16 protein-coding genes and 1 tRNA gene are annotated in these 20,372 nt (G+C 75.3%); 2 read left to right on the plus strand and 15 right to left on the minus strand.

Annotated elements, in window-relative coordinates; genetic code table 11:
• Positions 1-22: 22 nt before the first annotated feature.
• The 9 genes from ACFO3M_RS07325 to ACFO3M_RS07365 form a co-directional block, all read right to left on the minus strand.
• Positions 23-3,574, minus strand: coding sequence for a PKD domain-containing protein (locus tag ACFO3M_RS07325; RefSeq protein ID WP_387987917.1), 3,552 nt, complete (start codon positions 3,572-3,574; stop codon positions 23-25).
• Positions 3,575-3,852: 278 nt separating this feature from the next.
• A complete protein-coding gene (locus tag ACFO3M_RS07330) occupies positions 3,853-4,518 on the minus strand; it encodes a hypothetical protein (RefSeq protein ID WP_387987918.1) in 666 nt (221 codons plus the stop codon).
• Positions 4,519-4,562: 44 nt separating this feature from the next.
• Positions 4,563-5,822: a DUF1972 domain-containing protein gene (locus ACFO3M_RS07335; RefSeq protein WP_387987919.1), complete on the minus strand. Its 1,260-nt coding sequence runs from the start codon at positions 5,820-5,822 to the stop codon at positions 4,563-4,565.
• A gap of 151 nt (positions 5,823-5,973) precedes the next feature.
• Positions 5,974-7,479 carry a sugar transferase gene (locus ACFO3M_RS07340; RefSeq protein WP_387987920.1) on the minus strand — a complete coding sequence of 502 codons (1,506 nt, stop codon included), beginning with the start codon at positions 7,477-7,479 and terminating at the stop codon, positions 5,974-5,976.
• Positions 7,480-7,641: 162 nt separating this feature from the next.
• Complete coding sequence (pth, locus tag ACFO3M_RS07345) at positions 7,642-8,205, minus strand: aminoacyl-tRNA hydrolase (protein ID WP_387987921.1); 564 nt, start codon at positions 8,203-8,205, stop codon at positions 7,642-7,644.
• 92 nt (positions 8,206-8,297) lie between these two features.
• A complete protein-coding gene (locus ACFO3M_RS07350) occupies positions 8,298-9,002 on the minus strand; it encodes a 50S ribosomal protein L25/general stress protein Ctc (RefSeq protein WP_387987922.1) in 705 nt (234 codons plus the stop codon).
• A gap of 137 nt (positions 9,003-9,139) precedes the next feature.
• Positions 9,140-10,120: a ribose-phosphate diphosphokinase gene (locus tag ACFO3M_RS07355; RefSeq protein WP_387987923.1), complete on the minus strand. Its 981-nt coding sequence runs from the start codon at positions 10,118-10,120 to the stop codon at positions 9,140-9,142.
• 12 nt (positions 10,121-10,132) lie between these two features.
• The gene (gene glmU / locus ACFO3M_RS07360; RefSeq protein WP_387987924.1) at positions 10,133-11,644 is read right to left on the minus strand and encodes a bifunctional UDP-N-acetylglucosamine diphosphorylase/glucosamine-1-phosphate N-acetyltransferase GlmU; all 1,512 of its coding nucleotides are present in this window, start codon (positions 11,642-11,644) and stop codon (positions 10,133-10,135) included.
• Positions 11,645-11,683: 39 nt separating this feature from the next.
• Positions 11,684-11,756: transfer RNA gene (locus ACFO3M_RS07365), tRNA-Gln, on the minus strand.
• 186 nt (positions 11,757-11,942) lie between these two features.
• Here ACFO3M_RS07365 and ACFO3M_RS07370 point away from each other — a divergent pair.
• Both ACFO3M_RS07370 and ACFO3M_RS07375 read left to right on the plus strand, forming a co-directional pair.
• Positions 11,943-12,932: an acyl-CoA desaturase gene (locus tag ACFO3M_RS07370; protein WP_387987925.1), complete on the plus strand. Its 990-nt coding sequence runs from the start codon at positions 11,943-11,945 to the stop codon at positions 12,930-12,932.
• Positions 12,933-12,961: 29 nt separating this feature from the next.
• Positions 12,962-13,549 carry a TetR family transcriptional regulator gene (locus ACFO3M_RS07375; protein WP_387987926.1) on the plus strand — a complete coding sequence of 196 codons (588 nt, stop codon included), beginning with the start codon at positions 12,962-12,964 and terminating at the stop codon, positions 13,547-13,549.
• A 3-nt stretch (positions 13,550-13,552) separates the two neighbouring features.
• Here the strand turns inward: ACFO3M_RS07375 and ACFO3M_RS07380 are convergent, their stop codons facing one another.
• The 6 genes from ACFO3M_RS07380 to metG form a co-directional block, all read right to left on the minus strand.
• Positions 13,553-14,512 carry a 4-(cytidine 5'-diphospho)-2-C-methyl-D-erythritol kinase gene (locus ACFO3M_RS07380; protein ID WP_387987927.1) on the minus strand — a complete coding sequence of 320 codons (960 nt, stop codon included), beginning with the start codon at positions 14,510-14,512 and terminating at the stop codon, positions 13,553-13,555.
• Positions 14,509-15,336, minus strand: coding sequence for a 16S rRNA (adenine(1518)-N(6)/adenine(1519)-N(6))-dimethyltransferase RsmA (rsmA, locus tag ACFO3M_RS07385; RefSeq protein ID WP_387987928.1), 828 nt, complete (start codon positions 15,334-15,336; stop codon positions 14,509-14,511). The genes ACFO3M_RS07380 and rsmA overlap by 4 nt, the downstream gene beginning before the upstream one ends.
• Positions 15,337-15,384: 48 nt before the next feature.
• A complete protein-coding gene (locus ACFO3M_RS07390; RefSeq protein ID WP_387987929.1) occupies positions 15,385-16,476 on the minus strand; it encodes a transglycosylase family protein in 1,092 nt (363 codons plus the stop codon).
• Positions 16,477-16,798: 322 nt separating this feature from the next.
• Positions 16,799-17,638 (minus strand): hypothetical protein, encoded by an 840-nt coding sequence (locus ACFO3M_RS07395; RefSeq protein ID WP_387987930.1) that lies wholly within the window; start codon positions 17,636-17,638, stop codon positions 16,799-16,801.
• Positions 17,639-17,665: 27 nt separating this feature from the next.
• Positions 17,666-18,556, minus strand: coding sequence for a TatD family hydrolase (locus ACFO3M_RS07400; protein ID WP_387987931.1), 891 nt, complete (start codon positions 18,554-18,556; stop codon positions 17,666-17,668).
• Positions 18,553-20,349, minus strand: a complete 1,797-nt coding sequence (metG, locus tag ACFO3M_RS07405) for a methionine--tRNA ligase (RefSeq protein ID WP_387987932.1) — start codon at positions 20,347-20,349, stop codon at positions 18,553-18,555. The genes ACFO3M_RS07400 and metG overlap by 4 nt, the downstream gene beginning before the upstream one ends.
• Positions 20,350-20,372 lie beyond the last annotated feature (23 nt).

Here is a 20,372-nt window from a genome sequence, read left to right on the forward strand (position 1 = left end):
GACGGCCCGCCCGGGAGGGTGCTCACTGCCCGGCGGTCACCGAGTAGGAGGTGAAGCGCACCACCTGGGCGGCGGTCGCGGCGGACGGCCGGTAGGCCGCCAGGCTCACCGACCCCGGGGCCTGCAGGGAGGCCGTGGTGTCGGTGCGGGTCAGCTGCGGCGCGGCCGGCTCGGCGGTGCCCGCACCCCACACCGTCGCGCGGACGGTCGTGGTGCCGGTGCCGCTCACCTGGACGCGCACGTTGAGCGCGTTCCCGGCCGTCCAGGTGCCCGCCGGGAGCAGGACCTCACCGCCCGGCCAGGCCTCCGTGCCGCCGGCCAGCCGCGACAGCGTCAGGCCGACCCGGCCGTCGGGCAGCACCCGGACGCCCACGCGGTACTCGTCGGCGCCGACCCGCCGGCCACCGACGTACACGTAGGTGCCGTTGCCGGTGGGGGTGGCGGCCAGGGTGAAGGCGGTCCGGACGTCGACCGCCGTGGCGGAGACGCCGGCCAGCTGCGCGCCGGTGTTGTTGCCGGCCGCCGGCAGGTTCAGCGCCGCCGCGCCGGGGGTGACGGACAGCCGGGTCGCCCCCGCCGTCGCCGTCCAGGCGCCACCGACGTCGGCGCTGCCCCAGCCGCCGTTCACCGTGCGGGTGAAGGTGTCACCGGCCAGCACCGCCGGGCCGGCCGGTGCGGTGACCGTGACCTCGCGGGTGTTGGTCGCCGTCGCGCCCCGGTCGTCGGTGACCGTGAGCCCGACCGTGTAGGTGCCGGCCGCCGCGTAGGTGTGCGTGGCGGAGACGCCGGTGCCGGTGGCCCCGTCACCCCACTGCCAGGCGTACCCGGTCAGCGTGCCGTCGGGGTCGGTGGAGTCCGCCGCGCTCGCCGCCGCGGTCAGGCCGGTCGCCGAGGCGGTGAACGCCGCGGTCGGCGGCTGGTTGGCCGCCGGCGCGGTGACCGTGACCGTCCGCTCGGTGGAGCCGGTCGCGCCGGCCGCGTCGGTGACGGTCAGCCGCACCGTGTAGGTGCCGCCGGCCGCGTAGGTGTGCTCGGCCGTGGCCCCGGTGCCGGTCGTCCCGTCGCCGAAGGTCCAGTCGTACCGGGCGATCGTGCCGTCCGGGTCCACCGAGGCGCGGCCGTCGAAGGACGCGGTCAGCCCGGTGGCGGCCGGGGTGAACGACGCCGTCGGGGCGGCGTTGGCGCCACCGGTGCCGGTCCGGCCCACGGTCCAGTGCCGCTGCACCTGCGCCGCGGTCAGCTGGGTCCCGTAGACGGCGACCTCGTCGAGCCGTCCGTTGAACCAGTCGGTGCTGCCGACCCAGCGGCCGTCACCGCCGACCCGCCACAGGCCGCGGAAGACCTGTCCGGAGCGCGTGTCCGCCTTGGTGCCGACCAGGGCGCCGTCGACGTACAGGGCCATCCCGGCCGGGCCCATGGTCGCGACGGCGTGGTGCCACGCGCCGTCGTTGTACGCCTGGGTGCTCGAGACGGTGGCGACCGACCCCGGCCACACCGAGAACAGCAGCCGGCCGGAGGGGTCCAGGTGGATCATCCGGTCGTGCGCGCCGCCGGTGCTGCCGGTCTCGACGTTGGTGAAGTCCATGAGCACGCCCCCGGTGGTCGACCGGGTGCTGAACCACAGCTCGGCGCTCATCGTGTCCGGCGCCTGGCTGCGGGTGGACTGGGCACCGGTGCCCTGCTCGGTGCCGTTGAAGGTCGCCGACGCCCCGGGCACGGCGCCGCCCAGCGCCCCGGCGCCACCCTGGGTCACGCCGGTGCCGAACAGCAGGTCGTCGGTGCCGGCCTGGTCGGCGGAGCGGCGCGCACCGGCGGCCTCGTCGAGCCGCCAGTAGTGCCGCGGCGCGTCGGCGAGGACGGTGCCGGCGTAGGCGCTGCCGGCCGGGGCGGCCGAGGCGACCGTGACGGTGGCGTTCGTGCCGGACGCGGTGTTGCCGAACGGGTCGACCGCGACGATCCGGTAGGTGTAGGTCTGCCCGGGGACGACGTCCCGGTCCACCCAGGCCAGCCCCGGCCGGTCCCACCACATCGAGGCGGCGGTGGTCGTGAACACCGGCGCGGTGCGGTCCGAGCGCATGACGCGGTAGGTCAGGTTCGCGTTGTCCGGGTCGGACGTCGCCCGCCAGGCCACGCGCACGGTGCCGACGGCCGGCGACGTGACGGCCGGGTTGAGCACGGGGCCGACCTCGGGACCGATCCGGTTCGGCGCCGACGACGGGAGCGCGAAGCGCACGAGACCCTGCTGCGCGACGCCGTTGACCCGCTGGAACTCACCGCCGTAGACGACGTACTGGCCGTTGCCGCTGACGCTCCAGCCGGCCTGGTACTGACCGGTGTACGTGCCGCTGGGCATGCTCGGGAACCAGGCGAGCTGCGCCGGCGCCGGCTTGCCGACCCAGGCACCGCCGTAGAGCCGGTGCGCGGCGCCGCCGCTGCTGGCCGGGGCCAGCGAGACGGCCATGGCGAACTTGTTGACCCGCGGCGCCTGCTCGGGGAACCCGTCGATCTCGGCGCAGTGGTGCGGGTGGGCGGCGTGGTACAGCGCGCCGTTCATCGGGAAGCTCGAGTACGAGTCGCCGAAGCAGGTGCTCACCCAGTTGATCGCACCGTCGGTGGCGCGGACCGAGAAGGACCCCTCGAGGTTGCCCGGACCCCAGTAGTCGTAGGCGGTGCCGTACACGTTGGCGCCGTCGGTCGACAGGCTGTAGACGGCCGAGTTGATCCCCTGGTTGGTCAGGATCGTGTTGATCTGGTAGCCGCGGTTGGCGCCGGTGACCGGGTCGAGCGCGGTGATCGCCGTGGCGCGCACCCCGCCCATCGTGTCCCAGCGGCCGGCGGCGACGACCTGCGAGCCGTTGCCGGTCACGACCAGTGCCATCGCCGCGTTGCTCGTGGCGGTGTTGCCGTCGCGGTTCCACGGCCGGCCGGTCGGGCCGACGCCCGGCGTCGGCGCCCAGGGCAGCAGGCCGCCGTCGGACGCGCGGACGGCGGCCAGCCGGGTCCGGCTGACGCTGCCGACCGCGGTGAGGCTGCCGCCGAAGTAGACGGTGGTGTCGGTGGCGGCGATCGCGCGCACCTGGGCGTTGACGCTGGGCCGGAACGTGTCGACCAGCGCGCCGGTGCGGGTGTCGAAGGCCGCGATGCGGTTGCGGGTCACGCCGTTGACCGTGGTGAAGTCACCGCCGACGTAGAGCCGGGTGCCGTCCGGGGAGGCGGCCACGACCATCGCCTGCGCGTTGAGGCTCGGTGCGAAGCCCGCGACGAGCTCGCCGGTCCGGATGTCGTAGGCGAGCAGGTTGTTGCGCACTGTCTCGTTGACGCCCGGCGCCGACCCGGCGGGACGGGCCCGGGTGAACTGCCCGGCCGCGTAGACCGTGTTGCCGACGACGACCTGTGACCAGACGACGCCGTTGATCTGCACCGTCGGCAGCCCGTCGGCCGACACCGTGGTCGGGTTCGTCGCCGCCACCGGCGCCGGCGCCGAGTCGGCGTGCGCGGCGCCCGGGACCACGAGGGCCCAGCTGGCTGCGGTCACCCCCAGCGCCGCCATCGCCGCCATGGCGCGCGTGCGCACGCCTCTCCCCACGACTCGCATGAGTCCCCCCGCTCAGTTCCGCTGCGACCACGTCCGATGGGACGGTCGGCGAACACTGTCCGTGACGATCACGGCGGCAGCAAGGGGTGAAGGTGACACCCGATACGGTGGTCAGCTGCGTCTTCGCAGCCGGGACCCTCCCGGCTCGTCACCGAACGTCACCGGAGCTGACCCCGTGGGGGGAGGTCCCGGGAACGCCGACGACCCGTCGCCGCGGGTGCGGCGACGGGTCGTCGGGGTCGTGCGGGAGGCGCGGGTCAGACCGCGCCGGTGAAGAGCAGCAGCGGGGCGCCGGCCTGGTAGCCGACCTCGACGGTGACGGAGTCGCGGACGTCGGCCGGCACGCTGAAGACGTACACGCCCTCACCGGTCGACCCCGGCTCCACCGACCCCACGAAGGGCACCTGGGAGGGGTCGTCCAGCGGGGAGGCCGGGGTGCGCTCGGGGCCGTACGAGAGGTTCACCGCGACACCGTCGAGCGACACGGCCTCGGCGGTGCCGTTCTCGATGCGCACGGTCACCCGCAGCGCCGGGCCGGCGATGTTGCCCGGGCCGACCGCGGTCCCGTCGATCGCCTCGATCGCGCCGATGGTGGCGACGATGCCGTTGCCCACCGCCGCCGGGGCGTCCAGCGGCACCTCCGGCGAGGACGGCGGTGGCTCGTCGACGTCCTCGGTCGGGCCGGTCGGTGTCGGCGTCGCGGGCGGCGGGGCGACCGTCTCCCCTGGTGCCGTCGTCGTCGGCGCGGCGGGTTCGGCCGTCGTCGAGGCGCCCGGTGTGGCGGCCGTGGCCGTGCCGTCGTCGCCCCCGCCGCCGGTCAGCACCAGCACCAGCGCCACCAGGGCGACCAGCGCGGCGCCCCCGGCGCCGAGCAGCAGCCGCCGTCGCGACCGCGCGGTCCCCTTCCCTCCCGGGCCCGTCACGGCGTCCTCCCCCCTGCCCCGCCCGCGGCGGGCGTCGTCCCCGGTCACCGCTGCGCCGCCCGCAGCTCGTCCCACGCCGGCGACGGCGCGGGGACGGGGAGCGGCACCACGGTGCCGCGCGGCGGCTCGGGCGCCGGGCGCGCGAGCGGCCGGTCGGCGTCGGTCCCGGCCCGGCGGCCGCTGGGCCGGCGCGCCGGGAAGCGGCGGGCCGCCAGGTCCAGGGCCAGCCGCTCGTAGCCCTCGGCCACCAGGTCCCAGTCGTAGCCGGCGGCCAGCTCGCGGGAGCGGGCGCCGTCGCGCGCGACGCCGTCGGGGTCGGCCTCGGCGGCGGCCAGCTCGCGTGCGACGTCGGCCGGGGTCCGGAAGAAGCGGCCGGCGTCGGCGACGACCTCGCGGTTGAAGGACACGTCGAAGGCGGTGACCGCCGCGCCGGCGCCGATGGCGCGCAGCAGCGAGGGGTTGGTGCCGCCGACCGAGTGGCCGTGGAGGTAGGTCGCGCAGTTGGCGTAGAGCTGGTCGAGCAGCTCCTGGTCCCAGACGCCGCCGAGGAAGCGGACCCGCTCGTCGGCGAGTGCGTGCACCCGGCGCGTGTAGTCGTCGCTGTAGGGCGCCGAGCCGACGACGACCAGCGGCTTGGCGGCGTCGCTGGCGGCGTAGCCCTCGACGATGACGTCGACGTGGTTCTCCGGCTCGAACCGGGCCACCACCAGGTGGTAGCCGCCGGGCTCGAGGCCGACCTCGGCCAGCCGGTGCGCGCCCGGGGCGATCAGCGGGGCGCCGTAGGTGAGCAGCGTCGTCGGCGCGGCGAAGGCCTCGCGGTAGTACTCGGCGATGCCCTCGGCGTCGGCGATGAGGACGTCGGACCAGCGCACGGCCAGCGCCTCGGCGGTCCGGTAGTAGCGGCGGCCGGCGCCGCCCCACTTGGCGCGCTTCCACTCGAGGCCGTCGACGTGCGTGGCGACCGGGATGCGGGCGGCGCGCAGCAGCGGCAGCAGCGGGGCGTTGGCCGCGTTGAAGACGATCGCGGCGTCGGTGCGGTGGGCCAGCAGGTGCCGGACCGACAGGGCGGTGTGGCTGAGGGTCTCCAGCGACCGGCGGCGGGCGGCGGGCAGGTGCACCAGCTCCATGCCGAGGTGCCCGGCCGGCGGCGGCCCGGCAGCGCCGGGGACCGTGCGGCAGTAGACGACCACCCGGTGCCCGCGCTCGACGAGCCGGCGGCCCACCTCCTCGACCGCCGTCTCGAAGCCGCCGTAGCGGGCGGGGACGCCACGGGTCCCCACCATGGCGATGCTCGTGCGGGCCATCGGTCGGTCCTCCGGGGGTGCGGCGCCTCGCGGGCGCACGGTCGGTACGTCGGACCTCCGCAGGAGGTCCGACGTCGATGCTGGTGAGCGAGGGGGTCCGGGCTCGTCCCCCGACCGGGTGGGTCGGGGGTGAGGCGGGGGTGAGGACGGCTCAGTAGGCGCCGGAGCTGGTGACGACCGCGCGGACGGTCTTGGCGAGGATCAGCGTGTCGAGGGCGAGCGACCAGTTCTCCACGTAGCGGAGGTCGAGGCGCACGGCCTCCTCCCAGGACAGGTCGCTGCGGCCGGAGACCTGCCACAGGCCGGTCAGGCCCGGCTTGACCAGAAGCCGGCGGCTCACCGAGGAGTCGTAGCGCTCGACCTCGGCCGGCAGCGGCGGCCGCGGCCCGACCAACGACATCGACCCGCCGAGCACGTTGAACAGCTGGGGCAGCTCGTCGAGGGAGAACCGCCGCAACCAGCGCCCGACGCGGGTGACGCGGGGGTCGTCCCGCATCTTGAACAGCAGCCCGTCGCCCTCGTTGCGCTCGAGCAGCTCGCCCAGCCGGCGGTCGGCGTCGACGGTCATGCTGCGGAACTTGAGGATGGTGAACCTGCGGCCGTTCACGCCCACCCGCTCCTGGCGGTAGAGGACCGGTCCCGCGCTGTCCAGCTTCACCGCCACGGCCAGTGCGAGCAGGACCGGCGCGAGGAGCAGCAGCGCGACCGCGGCGGCGGCGCGGTCGACGCCGCCCTTGACCAGCCGGCCCCAGCCGCGGAACCGCGGCTGCTCGACCGACAGCAGCGGGAGCCCCTCGAAGGGACGGATGTGCAGCCGCGGGCCGGCGACCTCGATGAGGCCGGGCGCGACGAGCAGCTCGATGCCGGTCCCCTCCAGCTGCCAGGACAGCCGGCGCAGGTACTCGGCGGCGGTCTCGCTGGCGGAGGTCACCGCGACGGTGTCGGCCCCCAGCCGGGCAGCGGTGGCGACGACGTCGTCGAGCCCCGCGACCGGGACGCCCAGGGTGCCGGCGACCCGCGCCCGGCTGTCCGGGGTGACGCAGGCGCCCACCACCTCGAGCCCGGCGAAGCCCTGACGACGCACCGCGGTGGCCAGCTCGACCACGGCGCCGCCGCGGCCGACGACGACGACCCGCTTGGTGCACGCGCCGCGGGCACGCAGCCGGCGCAGTCCGCACCGCGCGGCGTACCGCCCGGCGAGCGTGAGGACGGTGAGCCCCGGGACGCCCAGCAGCACCAGCGCGTGGCTGGGCTGCAGCTGCCCGAGGAACGAGACGACGCAGGTCAGGGCCAGGAGCAGGAAACCCGCGCGGCCGACGCGGCGGTACTCGTCGCTGCCCGTGCCGAACACCCGCTCCTCGTGCGCGCCGGTGCCCACCAGCAGGAGGGGCCAGGCGAGGACGAGCGTGGCGGCGGTGAGGACCACGGGAGACGCGGGCGACGTGCCGGCCGGGTGGGCCAGCACGACGGCGCCGGTGGCCAGGACCGCCGCGGTGAGGTCGAGCAGGTGCAGGACGGCGGAGTAGCGCCCGGCCCAGCGGCGGGTGACGGGACGCCCGACGGCGCGCAGGACCTGCCGCGGTTCGGCGGCGCGGCGCGGGACGGGCAGAGCCCCCGTGACGGTCCCCGACCCGGAACCGGAGTGGTCCAGCAGCACGTCTCCCCCTGTCACTCTGGGTGCACGGGGAAAACGACCGTCACTGACGGTGCATCGTCACGACGCCTTGAGCCGCATCGTGTCCCCCGATACCCAAAGGACACTCACAGAGCGTCATGGAGGGGTCAATGCGGAGAGTGACGGTTCACTCGAAGGGGAGGGTCAGGTGCGCGGGTGGACGACGTTCTGCGCCGCCTCGAGACCGAGGGTGAGCAGCTCCTCGGTGGCGTCGGCCGCCTCGGCGACCAGCAGGTCGAGCTCCTTGCGCTCGGTGGCCGAGAAGTCGCGCAGCACGAAGTCCGCGGGGTCCTGGCGGCCCGGCGGCCGGCCGATGCCGACCCGCACGCGCAGGTAGTCCCTCGTCCCGGCGGAGCGGCTGATCGAGCGCAGCCCGTTGTGCCCGCCCTCCCCGCCGCCGCGCTTGAGGCGCACGGCGGCGAAGGGGATGTCGAGCTCGTCGTGCACGACGACGAGGTCGGTCACCGGCAGCTTGTGGTAGTCGAGCAGCCCTCGCACGGGGCCGCCGGACTCGTTCATGTACGTCGTCGGCCGGGCCAGGACGACGCGGCGGCCGGCCAGGCGCCCCTCACCGGCCAGCGCCCGGGCGCGGGCGCCCTTGCCGGCGGTGAGCTTCACGCCGGACCGGGCGGCGAGCTCGTCGAGCACCATGGCGCCGACGTTGTGCCGGTTGCCGGCGTAGGAGGGGCCGGGGTTGCCCAGCCCCACGACGAGGAAGGGCCCCTCGGAGGGTGCGGACGCCGCAGGGGCGCCGGCGGTGCCGGCGCCCCTGCGGGTCGTGCTCTCGGTCAGCGGGGACCTCAGCTGTTCTCGGTCGACTCGATCGACTCGCCGCTGCCCTGCTCGAGCGGCTCGGGGACGACGTCGCCCTCGCCGGCGGCCTCCTGGGCCGGCGCGGACTCCTCGCGCTCGATGCCGGCCTCGGCCTCGGCCTCGCTGAGCTCGGCGTCGAGCTGCTCGGCGGTCGGGGCGCCCATGACGTTGACGACGAGGGCCTCGGGGTCGGTCAGCAGGGTGGCACCGGACGGCAGCGGGAGGTCGCCGGCGGTCACGCCCTCACCGGCGCCGCGGCCGGTGACGTCGACCTCGATGGTCTCGGGGATGGCGGTGGCCTCGGCCTCGAGGGAGACGGTGTTCAGCTCCACGCTGAGCAGGGTCTCGGGGCCGGACTCGCCGACGGTGACGACGGGGACGTCGACGGTGACGCGCTCGCCCCGGCGGACGACCAGCAGGTCGACGTGCTCGTGCTGGCGGGTCAGCGGGTCGCGCTGCACCGACTTGGTGAGCGCCAGCTGCTCCTGGCCGTCGAGGACGACGGTGATCAGGGCGTTGGTGCCGCCGTTGCGCAGCACCGCGGCGAACTCGCGGGCCGGCAGCGACAGGTGGACGACGTCCTGGCCGTGCCCGTACAGGACGGCCGGGACGCGGCCCGCGCGGCGGGTCCGGCGGGCGCTGCCCTTGCCGAACTCGGTGCGGGCCTCGGCGACGAGGCGGAAGTCAGCCACGGTGGTGTGCTCCTCAACAGCGGGTGGGCCTGGGGCCGGCGGCCGGGCGCGGCACACCTCGCAGGAGCACACGCACGTCGATCACGGAGTACGGGCGACCGTCTCCCTCGCCGGGCGCCGACCAGCGTACCCGGTGCTCAGCTGGCGCCGCCGAAGAGGCTGGTGACCGAGCCGTCCTCGAAGACCTCCTTGATCGCCCGGGCCAGCAGCGGGGCGATCGAGAGGACGGTGAGCTTGTCGAACTGGCGGGCCGGCTCGATCGGCAGCGTGTTGGTCACGATGACCTCGCTGATCTTGCTGTTCTTCAGCCGGTCGACCGCGGCGCCGGAGAGGACGCCGTGGGTGGCACAGACGATGACGTCGGCGGCGCCGGCCTCGAACAGCGTCTCGGCGGCCTTCACGATCGTGCCACCGGTGTCGATCATGTCGTCGACCAGGATGCAGACGCGGCCCTCGACCTCGCCGACGACGCGGTTGGCGACGACCTCGTTGGGCCGCATCGGGTCGCGGGTCTTGTGGATGAAGGCCAGCGGGACGCCGCCGAGCTTGTCGCTCCACCGCTCGGAGACGCGCACCCGCCCGGAGTCCGGCGACACGACGGTGATGTCGCGGTCGCCCCAGCGCTCCTTGACGTGGTCGACGAGCAGGTCGAGGGCGAAGAGGTGGTCGACCGGGCCGTCGAAGAAGCCCTGGATCTGCGCGGTGTGCAGGTCGACCGTCATCAGCCGGTCGGCGCCGGCGGTCTTGAACAGGTCGGCGACCAGGCGGGCGGAGATGGGCTCGCGGCCGCGGTGCTTCTTGTCCTGCCGGGCGTAGGGGAAGAACGGCGCGACGACGGTGATCCGCTTGGCCGAGGCGCGCTTGGCGGCGTCGACCATCAGCAGCTGCTCCATGAGCCAGGTGTTGATCGGTGCCGTGTGGCTCTGGACGATGAAGGCGTCGCAGCCGCGGACGGACTCCTCGAAGCGCACGAACAGCTCGCCGTTGGCGAACTCGTAGGACGCCGTCGGCGTCGGCGTGACCCCCAGGTGCCCGGCGATCTCGGCCGTCAGCTCGGGGTACGCCCGGCCGGAGAAGAGCATCAGGCTCTTGCTGGTGGTCTGCCGGATCGCACTCATCGGCTCACTGCCTCACTGCTCGTGGGTGGCCTCGGGGTCCGCCGGCCGGTCCGGTGCGTCGCCCGCGGGCCGGCTCCCGGCCGGGTCCTCGGCCGCTGCTGCTGTCGCTGCCGCCGCGGCCTGCGCGGCTGCGGAGCCCGGGCGACGGCGTCCCACCCAGCCTGCCACATTGCGCTGCTTGGCCCGCGCCACACCCATGGCCCCCGGCGGGACGTCCTGGGTGATCACCGAGCCCGCGGCCGTGTAGGCACCGTCCCCGACGGTGACCGGCGCGACCAGCATCGTGTCCGATCCCACACGGACGGCGTCGCCGATCGTCGTGTGGTGCTTGGCCACGCCGTCGTAGTTGACGAAGACGGTCGCCGCGCCGATGTTCGCCCCGCGGCCGATCGTGGCGTCGCCGACGTAGGACAGGTGCGGCACCTTCGACCCCTCGCCGACCACGGCGTTCTTCGTCTCGACGAAGGCGCCCACCTTGGACCGCGCCGCCAGCCGGGTGCCCGGCCGCAGGTAGCTGAACGGGCCGACCGCCGCCCCGGGCCCGATCTCGGCCCCGGTGGCGTGCGTGCGCACCACGGTGGCGCCCTCCCCCACCGTGCAGTCGGTCAGCGTGGTGTCCGGGCCGACGGCGGCGCCGGCCGCGACCGTCGTCGTCCCGTGCAGCTGGACGCCGGGCAGCAGCCGGGCCCCCGGCAGGACGGAGGCGGTGACGTCGACCCACGTGGTGGCCGGGTCGACGACGGTGACGCCCGCGACCATGAGCGCGTCGAGGACGCGGTCGTTGAGGGTGCGCCGCCGCGCGGCGAGCTCCCGCTGGTCGTTGCAGCCGAGGACGTCGACCGGGTCCTGCGCCGCGACGGCGGCCACCGGGGCGCCCCCCTCGACCAGCGGCGCCAGCGCGTCGGTCAGGTACTGCTCCCCCTGGGCGTTGTCGGTGGACAGCCCGGCGAGGACCCGCCGCAGCGTGGCGGCGTTCGCGACGTACACGCCGGCGTTGACCTCGCGGATCGCCCGCTGCTGCGCGGTCGCGTCCTTCTCCTCGACGATGGCCCGCGGCGCGCCGTCCTCCCCCCGGACGATCCGGCCGAGGCCGGTGGGGTCCCCGACCTCGGCGGTCAGCACGGTGAAGACGCTGCCCGCCTCGTGGTGGGCCGCCACGAGCGCGGCCAGGGTGCCGGTGGTGAGCAGCGGCGAGTCGCCGTTGACGACGAGCACCGGGCCCTCGAGGTCGGGCACGGCCTCCAGCGCCACCTGCGCCGCGTGCCCCGACCCGCGCTGCTCCTCCTGCACGACGGCGCGGGCGTCCGGGGCGACGGCGGCCAGGTGCTCCTCGACCGCCTCGCGGCCGGACCCGACGACGACCAGCGTGGTGCCCGCCGCCAGTGGTGCGGTCGCGGCGAGGACGTGGCCGAGCATGCTGCGCCCGCCGAGCTCGTGCAGCACCTTCGGGGTGGTCGACCGCATCCGGGTCCCCTGACCGGCGGCGAGGACGACGACGGCGGCGACGGACTGCTGCGGGCTCACGGATCTCCTCGACGACGGGTGGGACCGGGTGGGACGTCGCTGGGGGACTCGGACTCGAACCGAGACCTCCCGGCTCCAAAGGCCGGCGGGCTGCCGATTACCCCATCCCCCACCGCGCGCCGTCTCCGCACGGCAGCGCGTGGGACGAGCCTAGGGGGCGCGTCCGAGGCGGGCACGGGAGCCGCCCGGACCGCGTCGTCCCCTCGGGGAGCGGCCCTCCCTACGGTGACGTAGGTTACGGCCCCGGAGCCGCCGGACGTCGAACCGCGGCCCGCGACGGACGACCCCTGGAGGCCACGTGTCCGCCCCTTCCCTCACCCGGCCGACGGCCTTCCGTCCCGCAGACCCGGACAAGGGCCTGCCGCCCAACGCGCTGGGCAAGGAGAAGGGGCACCTGGAGCAGGTCACGCTCTACGCGTTCGTCGTCGTGCCGTTCCTCGCGCTGGCGGCGGTCGTGCCGGCGGCATGGGGCTGGGGGCTGTCCTGGCTCGACGTCGGCCTGGCCGTCGGCTTCTACTTCCTCACCCTGCTCGGGGTGACCGTCGGCTACCACCGGTACTTCACGCACGGCTCGTTCAAGGCCCGCCGCCCGCTGCGGATCGCGCTGGCGGTCGTCGGCTGCATGGCCGTGCAGGGCCCGGTGGTGCAGTGGGTGGCCGACCACCGCCGCCACCACGCCTTCTCCGACCGCGAGGGCGACCCGCACTCGCCGTGGCGGTACGGCACCGACACCCGCGCGCTGCTCAAGGGCATGTGGCACGCCCACCTCGGCTGGCTGTTCGACCGGCGCCAGACCAACGCCGAGCGCTACGCCCCCGACCTGCTCAAGGACCGCGGCCTGCGGATCACCAGCCGGCTGTTCGTCCTCTGGGCGTTCCTCAGCCTGGCCGTGCCGACGGCGGTCGGCGGCCTGGTGACCGGCAGCTGGACCGGCGCCTGGACGGCGTTCTTCTGGGCCGGGCTGGTGCGCGTCGCGCTGCTGCACCACGTGACCTGGTCGATCAACTCGATCTGCCACGTGGTGGGCAGCCGGCCCTTCGCCTCCCGGGACCGCGCCACCAACTTCTGGCCGCTGGCGGTCCTGAGCGCGGGCGAGTCCTGGCACAACCTGCACCACGCCGACCCGACCTGCGCCCGGCACGGCGTGCTGCGCGGGCAGGTCGACATCAGCGCCCGGGTCATCTGGGTCTTCGAGAAGCTCGGGTGGGCGCACTCGGTCAAGTGGCCCGACCCGGTCCGGCTGGCGGCCAAGCGGCGGGTCCCGGCCGCCGGCGCCGTGTCGTCCTGACCGCCGGCGCGCCCCGGCGACGCGCGCGGATGGACCGCTCCCAGCGGCGCGAGCAGCTGGTGGCGGTCGGCCGGGAGGTGTTCGCGCAGCGCGGCTACGCGGCCACCTCGATCGAGGAGCTGGCCGCCCGCGCCGACGTGAGCAAGCCGGTCCTCTACGAGCACTTCGGCGGCAAGGAGCGGCTCTACGCCGCCGTCGTCGACCGGGAGATGGCGCGGGTGCTCGAGCGGTTCACCTCGGCCCTGGCCGCCGGCGGCAGCCCGCGGGCGCTGCTGGAGCGGGCGGCGCTGGCGCTGCTGGACTACGTCGAGGAGGACACCGACGGGTTCCGCGTGCTCTCCCGCGACTCCCCCGGTTCGTACTCGTCGCTGATCGGCGAGCTGGCCCGCCGGGTCGAGCACCCGCTCGGCGAGCAGTTCGGCGCGCGCGGCCACGACCCGCGGCTGGCCGAGCTCTACAGCCAGGCGCTGGTCGGGATGGTCGCGCAGGTGGGCCACTGGTGGCTGGAGACCCGCTCGCCGGGGAAGGCGGAGGTGGCCGCCCGGCTGGTGGACCTCGCCTACAACGGGCTCGCGCACCTGGACCCCGACCCGGCGCTGCGGCACCGGGACGGCTGAGGCTCAGCCGACCAGGCGGGCCCCCGGCACCGGCCCGTGCACCACGCGGACGGTGCGGAACAGGCCCTCCCCCGCCAGGACGGCGGCCAGCCGCACCGCCGCGTCCTCGTCGGGGGCCAGCGCGGCCACGGTCGGGCCCGACCCGCTGACCACCGCGGCGGCGGCGCCGGCGTCGACGGCCCCCCGCAGGGCGCGGCGCAGCGCCGGGCGCAGCGAGACGGCGGGCGCCTGCAGGTCGTTGGTCAGGGCCGCGGCGAGGGCGTCCACGGGGCCGCTGCGCAGGGCGGCCACCACCGGCTCGGGCGAGGGGAACGCGGCGCCGTCGGGCACCCGGCCCTGGGCGCGCAGCCGGTCGAGCTCGGCGTAGACGGCCGGCGTCGACAGCCCGCCCTCGGCGATGCCGAGCACCCAGTGCGACGGCCGCCGGGCCAGGACGGGGGTGAGCCGCTCGCCGCGGCCACTGCCGAGCGCGACCCCGCCGGCCAGCGAGAACGGCACGTCGCTGCCCAGCTGCGCGGCCAGCGCGGTGAGGTCACCGCGGGTGGCCCGGGTCCCCCACAGCGCGTCGAGGGCCACCAGCGCGGCCGCGGCGTCGGCGCTGCCGCCGGCCAGCCCCGCGGCGGCCGGGATGGCCTTGTCGACGGCGATGGCGGCGTCGGCGGCGACCCCGGCGTGCTCGGCGAGCAGCTCGGCGGCCCGCCACACGAGGTTGCGCCGGTCGGTGGGCACCGGGTCGGGGCCACCGGCGCCCTCGCCGGTCACCGTCACCGACAGCCCCTCGCCGGGGCGCACCGTCACCGTGTCCAGCAGGGAGACGGCGAGGTAGACCGTCTGCAGGTCGTGGAAGCCGTCCTCGCGCAGCGGGCCGACCGCCAGCGACACGTTGACCTTGGCGGGGGCGTGCGCGGCCACGGAGCCGTCGCCGCGGGTGTGCCCGGGGCCGCCCGGGGAGGACCAGCTCACGGAGCGGTCGCCGCCAGCCGGGCGAAGTCGGCCACCGACAGCTGCTCGCCGCGGGTCGCGGGGTCGATGCCCGCCGCCCGCAGCCGGGCCTCGGCGGCGGCCGGGCTGCCGGCCCAGCGGGCCAGCGCCGCGCGCAGGCCCTTGCGGCGCATCGCGAACGCGGCGTCGACGACGGCGAAGGTGGCGGCCCGGTCGCCGGGCGGCGGGTCGTGCCGGTCCAGCGCGACGAGCCCGGAGTCCACGTTGGGCTCGGGCCAGAAGACGCGGCGGCCGACGTTGCCGGCCCGCCGGGCGGTGCCGTACCAGGCCGCCTTCACCGACGGCACGCCGTAGGCGGCGCCGCCCGGCGGGGCCGCCAGCCGCTCGGCGACCTCCGCCTGGACGAGCACCAGCGCCCGGCGCAGGGAGGGCAGCAGCTCGAGCAGGTGCAGCAGGACGGGCACGGCCACGTTGTACGGGAGGTTGGCCACCAGCGCCGTGGGAGGCGGCCCGGGCAGCTCGGTCACCCGCAGCGCGTCGGCCTCGACGACGGTCAGCCGGCCGGCGAGGTCGGGCCGGCGGGCGGCCACCGTGGCCGGCAGGAGGGCGGCCAGCCGCGGGTCGATCTCGACGGCGGTGACCGCGGCGGCGGCCGGCAGCAGCCCGAGGGTCAGCGAGCCCAGGCCCGGCCCGACCTCGAGGACGACGTCGTCGGGCCGCAGCTCGGCGGTGCGCACGATCCGGCGGATGGTGTTCGCGTCGTGCAGGAAGTTCTGCCCCAGCGTCTTGGTGGGGCGCAGGTCGAGCTGCTGGGCCAGCTCGCGGATCGCGGCCGGGCCCAGCAACCCGTCGGCCTGCTCGTGAGGAGTGCTCAGCGGGGTGTTCTCCAGGGGTCAGAGGTGGCGACCGCAGTGCGGCCACGGCGAGGCGCCGCGGGCGGCGTAGAGCCGCTCCCCGATGTCGATCTGCTGCTCCCGGGTGGCCTGGTGCGGGTACTGGGCGTACTGGCCGCCGCCGTTGGACAGCCAGGTGCTCTGGTTGAACTGCAGGCCGCCGTAGTAGCCGTTGCCGGTGTTGATGGACCAGTTGCCGCCGGCCTCGCACCGCGCCAGCGCGTCCCAGTCCAGGCCGCTGGTGGAGGGCTCCGGGGCCGGGCGCTCCTTCGTGCCGATGCTGACCTGCTCGTCGACCGCCGGGCGGGTGACCGTGGTGTTCAGCTGCTCGCGGGCGGTCTCGACGCCGTCGGTGACGGTCACGCGGAAGGTGGTGGCCTGCTCCCCGTCGACGCCGGGCCGGGTGACGGTCTCGTCGCCCTCGAAGGCCTCCGGGTCGTCGGTGCGCACCGTCTGGTGCGGGATCGGGGCGGTGACCACCTGCTCGGTCACCTGCACACGGTAGACCTGCAGCCGCATGGCGTTGAGCAGCGGCTGGGTCGCGAACAGGCTGGTCCGGTCGTGCTCGCCGAGGGTCACGCCCTGCTCGGCGAGCAGGTCGCCGGCGGTGGCGGCGGTGGTGGTCACCACGCGGGTGGCGCCGTCGACGACGAGCGTGACGGCCTTCGGGGTGGTGATCGACAGCGCCATGCCGTCGAGCGGGAGCCGCTCGCTGCGGCTGGCCGACAGCACCATGTCCTCGGCGCGGTAGCCGAGCTGGTCGAGCGCCTCGTCCACCGACAGCGCGGTCACGTAGACCTCGCGGGTGACGCCGTCGACGGTGAGCTGCAGCGGACGGGCGCGGTTGACCACGACCGTGTCGCCGTCGGCCACCGCGGCCGCGGGGCGCGGGAGGACGACGTCGTGCGACTGCGTCCGCAGGCCCTCCTCCTCGAGGACCTCCCCGACGGTGTCGGCGTGGGTGCTGACCTCGCGGGCCTGCCCGTCGACGGTGAGCGTGAGCGACTTCTGCGCGGCGGACCAGGCCACGGAGCCGCCGACCAGCCCGAGCAGGACCAGGGCGAACAGGGCGAGCTTCAGCGTTCGGGGCACGACACTTCCACGGGGTCGAGGGACCGGGCAGGGGGTCGCACACCCGAGCGGCAGCCGACAGCACGGGGGCTCCCGGGACCGTCGGACGCCGTCCGGCGATCCCACCCCGGCTGTCAGTCACGACACGATAACGAGTGCGCCACGTCTAGCAACGGTGCGCAGGAAGTGAACCAGAGGGACGACACGTCGACATGCAGCCGCGCCGACACGAACCGTGAGGGACGCGCCGCGCGTGACAGCGGTGACGGATGCGGTGGGTGAGGTCAGCCGGTGACTGACGTCACGGTGTGACCGGTACCCCGGCCGGGCAGCGCAGCAGGCTTCAGCCGGCGAGCGCCCGCTCGTTCGCCCGCACCGGGCGCAGCCAGGTGAGCAGGAAGCCGGCGACGGCGAGGCCCGCGGCCAGGCTCGCGAACCCACCGGCGACCAGCGCGACCGGCAGCAGGTCGACGTTCTCGGTCACCCGGTCGCCCAGGTCGATGCCGGCGACCAGCAGCAGGGTGCCGAGGGGCAGCAGCGCGAGCACGCTCGTCGCCGCGCTGACCAGGTGCGCGGTCCAGGTGCGCAGCGCCTCGTCGACCGGCACGTCGGCGCCCTCGGCCGGCAGCGGGCGGACGAGGACCCGCAGCAGCGCCGTCTCGGCCAGCAGCCACGCCACGAGCGGGACCAGGAACGCGACCCAGGCGACGGTGTCGGCGAGCTCGCCGCGCTGCCACATCAGGACGGTCACGAGGACCTCCGCGAGCACGACGGCGCGCGTGGTCCACAGCAGCCACGGCGAGACCTGCTCGCCGCGCCGCGGCCGGCGGGCGGGGTCGGACAGCCGCCAGCGCGGCCGCGGGCGGGTCGCCTCCGCGAGCAGCACGCCGGTGAGCAGGCCGACGACGAGAGCGGGCAGCCAGAGGAACACCGACGCCTCGGCGAACATCACGACGCTGGCGACGATCCCCACGACGCCGAGCAGCAACCCCAGCCGGCGGACGCGGCGGCCGTGCTGGGCCTGCCGCTGCAGCGTCGCCACACCCCCGGGGGTGGGCGTGGCGAAGTCGATCGCCGCCGACGCGACGGCGCGGCGGCCGGCGGCCAGGGCCCACGCGCGGGCGAGCAGCACGCCGGGCACCAGGACGGCGATGAACAGCACGACGGCGATGAGGCGACCCACGCAGACCAGTGTGCAACGCCGACGGGGTCAGTCGCCCCGGCCGGTCTCCCAGGTCCCGAAGACCCGCTCGGCGTTCCGGGTCAGGGCGTCGCAGAGCTGCGCGACCTCCACGCCGGTGACCTCGGCCAGCGCCCGGACGGTGTGCGGCACCAGGCGCGAGGCGTTGGGCCGGCCACGGTGCGGCACCGGCGTGAGGAAGGGCGAGTCGGTCTCGACGAGCAGCTGGTCCAGCGGCGTGAGGGCGGCGGCCTCGCGGAGGTAGCCGGCGTTGCCGAAGGTGAGCGTCCCGGCGAAGGACAGCACGAAGCCGCGCTCGACGCACGCCGTCGCGAACGCGGCGTCGCCGGAGAAGCAGTGCATGACCACGTGCTCCGGCGCGCCCTCGTCGTCGACGACCCGCAGCACCTCCTCGTGCGCGTCGCGGTCGTGGACGACCAGCGCGACCCCGTGCTCCTTGGCGATCCGGACGTGCGCCCGGAAGGAGGCCTCCTGCGCCGCCCAGCCCTCGGGGCCGGTGCGGAAGCGGTCCAGCCCGGTCTCCCCCACCGCCCGCACCCGTGGCAGCGCCGCCAGGCGGTCGATCTCGGCCAGCGCGTCGTCGTCGGCGGCGCCCTCCCCGGCCTCGTTGGGGTGGACGGCGACGGCGGCCAGCACACCCGGGTGCCGGGCCGCCAGCTCCGCCGACCACCGCGAGGACGGCACGTCGACGCCGACCTGCACCAGCCGCGGGACCCCCACGGCGGCCGCGGCGGCGATCTCGGCGTCCACCGCGTCGTCGTCCGCGGGCTCGTCGGTGCGGAAGCCGTTCAGGACGATGTCGAGGTGGGTGTGGCTGTCGACCGCCGGGGCCGGCAGCGGCTCCGGGGACGGCGGCGGCTCGCCCCGCCGGTTGGCGCGGGACGCGGCCGAGCGACTCACTTCGTCCCGTCCTCCAGCCGCGCCAGCTCCTCGGCCACGATCGACTCGTCGAGCTTGCGGAACACCGGGGTGGGCGGGGACAGCGGCGTGCCCGACGGCAGCGGGCGGGAGGCCCACACCGCCTGCGCGTCGCCGTAGTCGCCGGTGATGACCGGGTACGGCGAGCCGTCGTCGAGGTCGGTGACCTCCTCGACGCGCGGCGCCGGCGACCACACGCCGGTGCCGCCGAGCAGCTCGTGCACCTTCTGCGCCGAGTGCGGGAGGAACGGCGTGAGCAGCGCGTTGCAGTCGCTGACCGCCTGCAGCGCGGTGTGCAGCACGGTGTCCCGGCGGGCCGGGTCCTCCTTGAGCTTCCACGGCGCCTGGTCGGACAGGTACTTGTTCGCCTCGCCGACCACCCGCATCGCCTCGGTGGCCGCCGCCTTCTGCCGGTTGCGGGCCAGCAGGTCGCCGATCGGCCCGAACGCCGACGACGTCGAGGCCAGCAGGGCGCGGTCGGCGTCGGTCAGCTCCCCCGGCGTCGGGACGGCGCCGACGTTCTTCGCCGCCATCGACACCGTCCGGTTGACCAGGTTGCCCCATCCGGCGACCAGCTCGTCGTTGTTCCGCCGGAGGAACTCCGCCCAGGTGAAGTCGGTGTCCTGCGTCTCGGGGCCGGCGACGGCGACGAAGTAGCGCAGCGCGTCGGCGTCGTAGCGGGCGAGGAAGTCGCGGACGTAGATGACCACCTGCCGCGACGAGGAGAACTTGCGGCCCTCCATGGTCAGGAACTCGCTGGAGACCACCTCGGTGGGCAGCGCCAGCCGGCCCAGCGAGCCGGGGCTGCCGCCCCTGTCGCCCTCGCCGTTGTAGCCCTGCAGCTGCGCGGGCCAGATCTCGGCGTGGAAGACGATGTTGTCCTTGCCCATGAAGTAGTAGGCGTCGGCGTCGGGCGACTGCCACCACTGGCGCCAGGCGTCGGGGTCCCCGGACCGGCGGGCCCACTCGATGGACGCCGACAGGTAGCCGACGACGGCGTCGAACCAGACGTAGATGCGCTTGTCGGGCCGGTCCCGCCAGCCGTCGAGCGGGATCGGCACGCCCCAGTCGATGTCGCGGGTGTAGCTGCGCGGCTTGAGGTCCTCGAGCAGGTTCTTGGCGAAGTTGAGCACGTTGGGCCGCCAGCCCCGGCGGCTGTCGAGCCAGTCGCCGAGGGACCGGGTGAAGGCGGGCAGGTCAAGGAAGTAGTGCTCGCTCTCGACGAAGCGCGGCGTCTCGCCGTTGATCCGGCTGACCGGGTTGATCAGGTCGGTGGGGTCGAGCTGGTTGCCGCAGTTGTCGCACTGGTCGCCGCGGGCGCCGTCGTAGCCGCAGATCGGGCAGGTGCCCTCGATGTAGCGGTCGGGCAGCGTGCGGCCGGTGGACGGGCTGATCGCGCCGAGCGTCGTCTGCGGGAAGACGTACCCGTTCTTGAGCAGGCCGAGGAAGATCTCCTGGCTGACCCGGGCGTGGTTGACCGTGGTGGTGCGGGTGAACAGGTCGTAGGACAGGCCGAGGGCCTGCAGGTCGCCCACGATCAGCCGGTTGTTCCGGTCGGCGATCTCGCGTGGGCTCACCCCCTCCGCGTCGGCGGCGACGGTGATCGGCGTGCCGTGCTCGTCGGTGCCGCTGACCATGAGGACGCGGTCCCCGGCCATGCGGTGGTAGCGGCTGAAGACGTCGGAGGGGACGCCGAAGCCGGAGACGTGGCCGATGTGCCGCGGGCCGTTGGCGTAGGGCCAGGCCACGGCGGTCAGGATGTGCCGATCACTCACGACACCGAGCGTAGTGAGCGGCA

Origin of the sequence: Geodermatophilus arenarius (assembly GCF_042654585.1) — a bacterium.
Classification (GTDB): domain Bacteria; phylum Actinomycetota; class Actinomycetes; order Mycobacteriales; family Geodermatophilaceae; genus Geodermatophilus; species Geodermatophilus arenarius.

Excerpts from the sequence above, each read along its gene's own strand:
- ACFO3M_RS07335 (WP_387987919.1), bottom strand. The coding sequence starts at position 5,822 with ATGGCCCGCACGAGCATCGCCATGGTGGGGACCCGTGGCGTCCCCGCC.
- ACFO3M_RS07355 (WP_387987923.1), bottom strand. The coding sequence starts at position 10,120 with ATGAGTGCGATCCGGCAGACCACCAGCAAGAGCCTGATGCTCTTCTCC.
- ACFO3M_RS07375 (WP_387987926.1), top strand. The coding sequence starts at position 12,962 with ATGGACCGCTCCCAGCGGCGCGAGCAGCTGGTGGCGGTCGGCCGGGAG.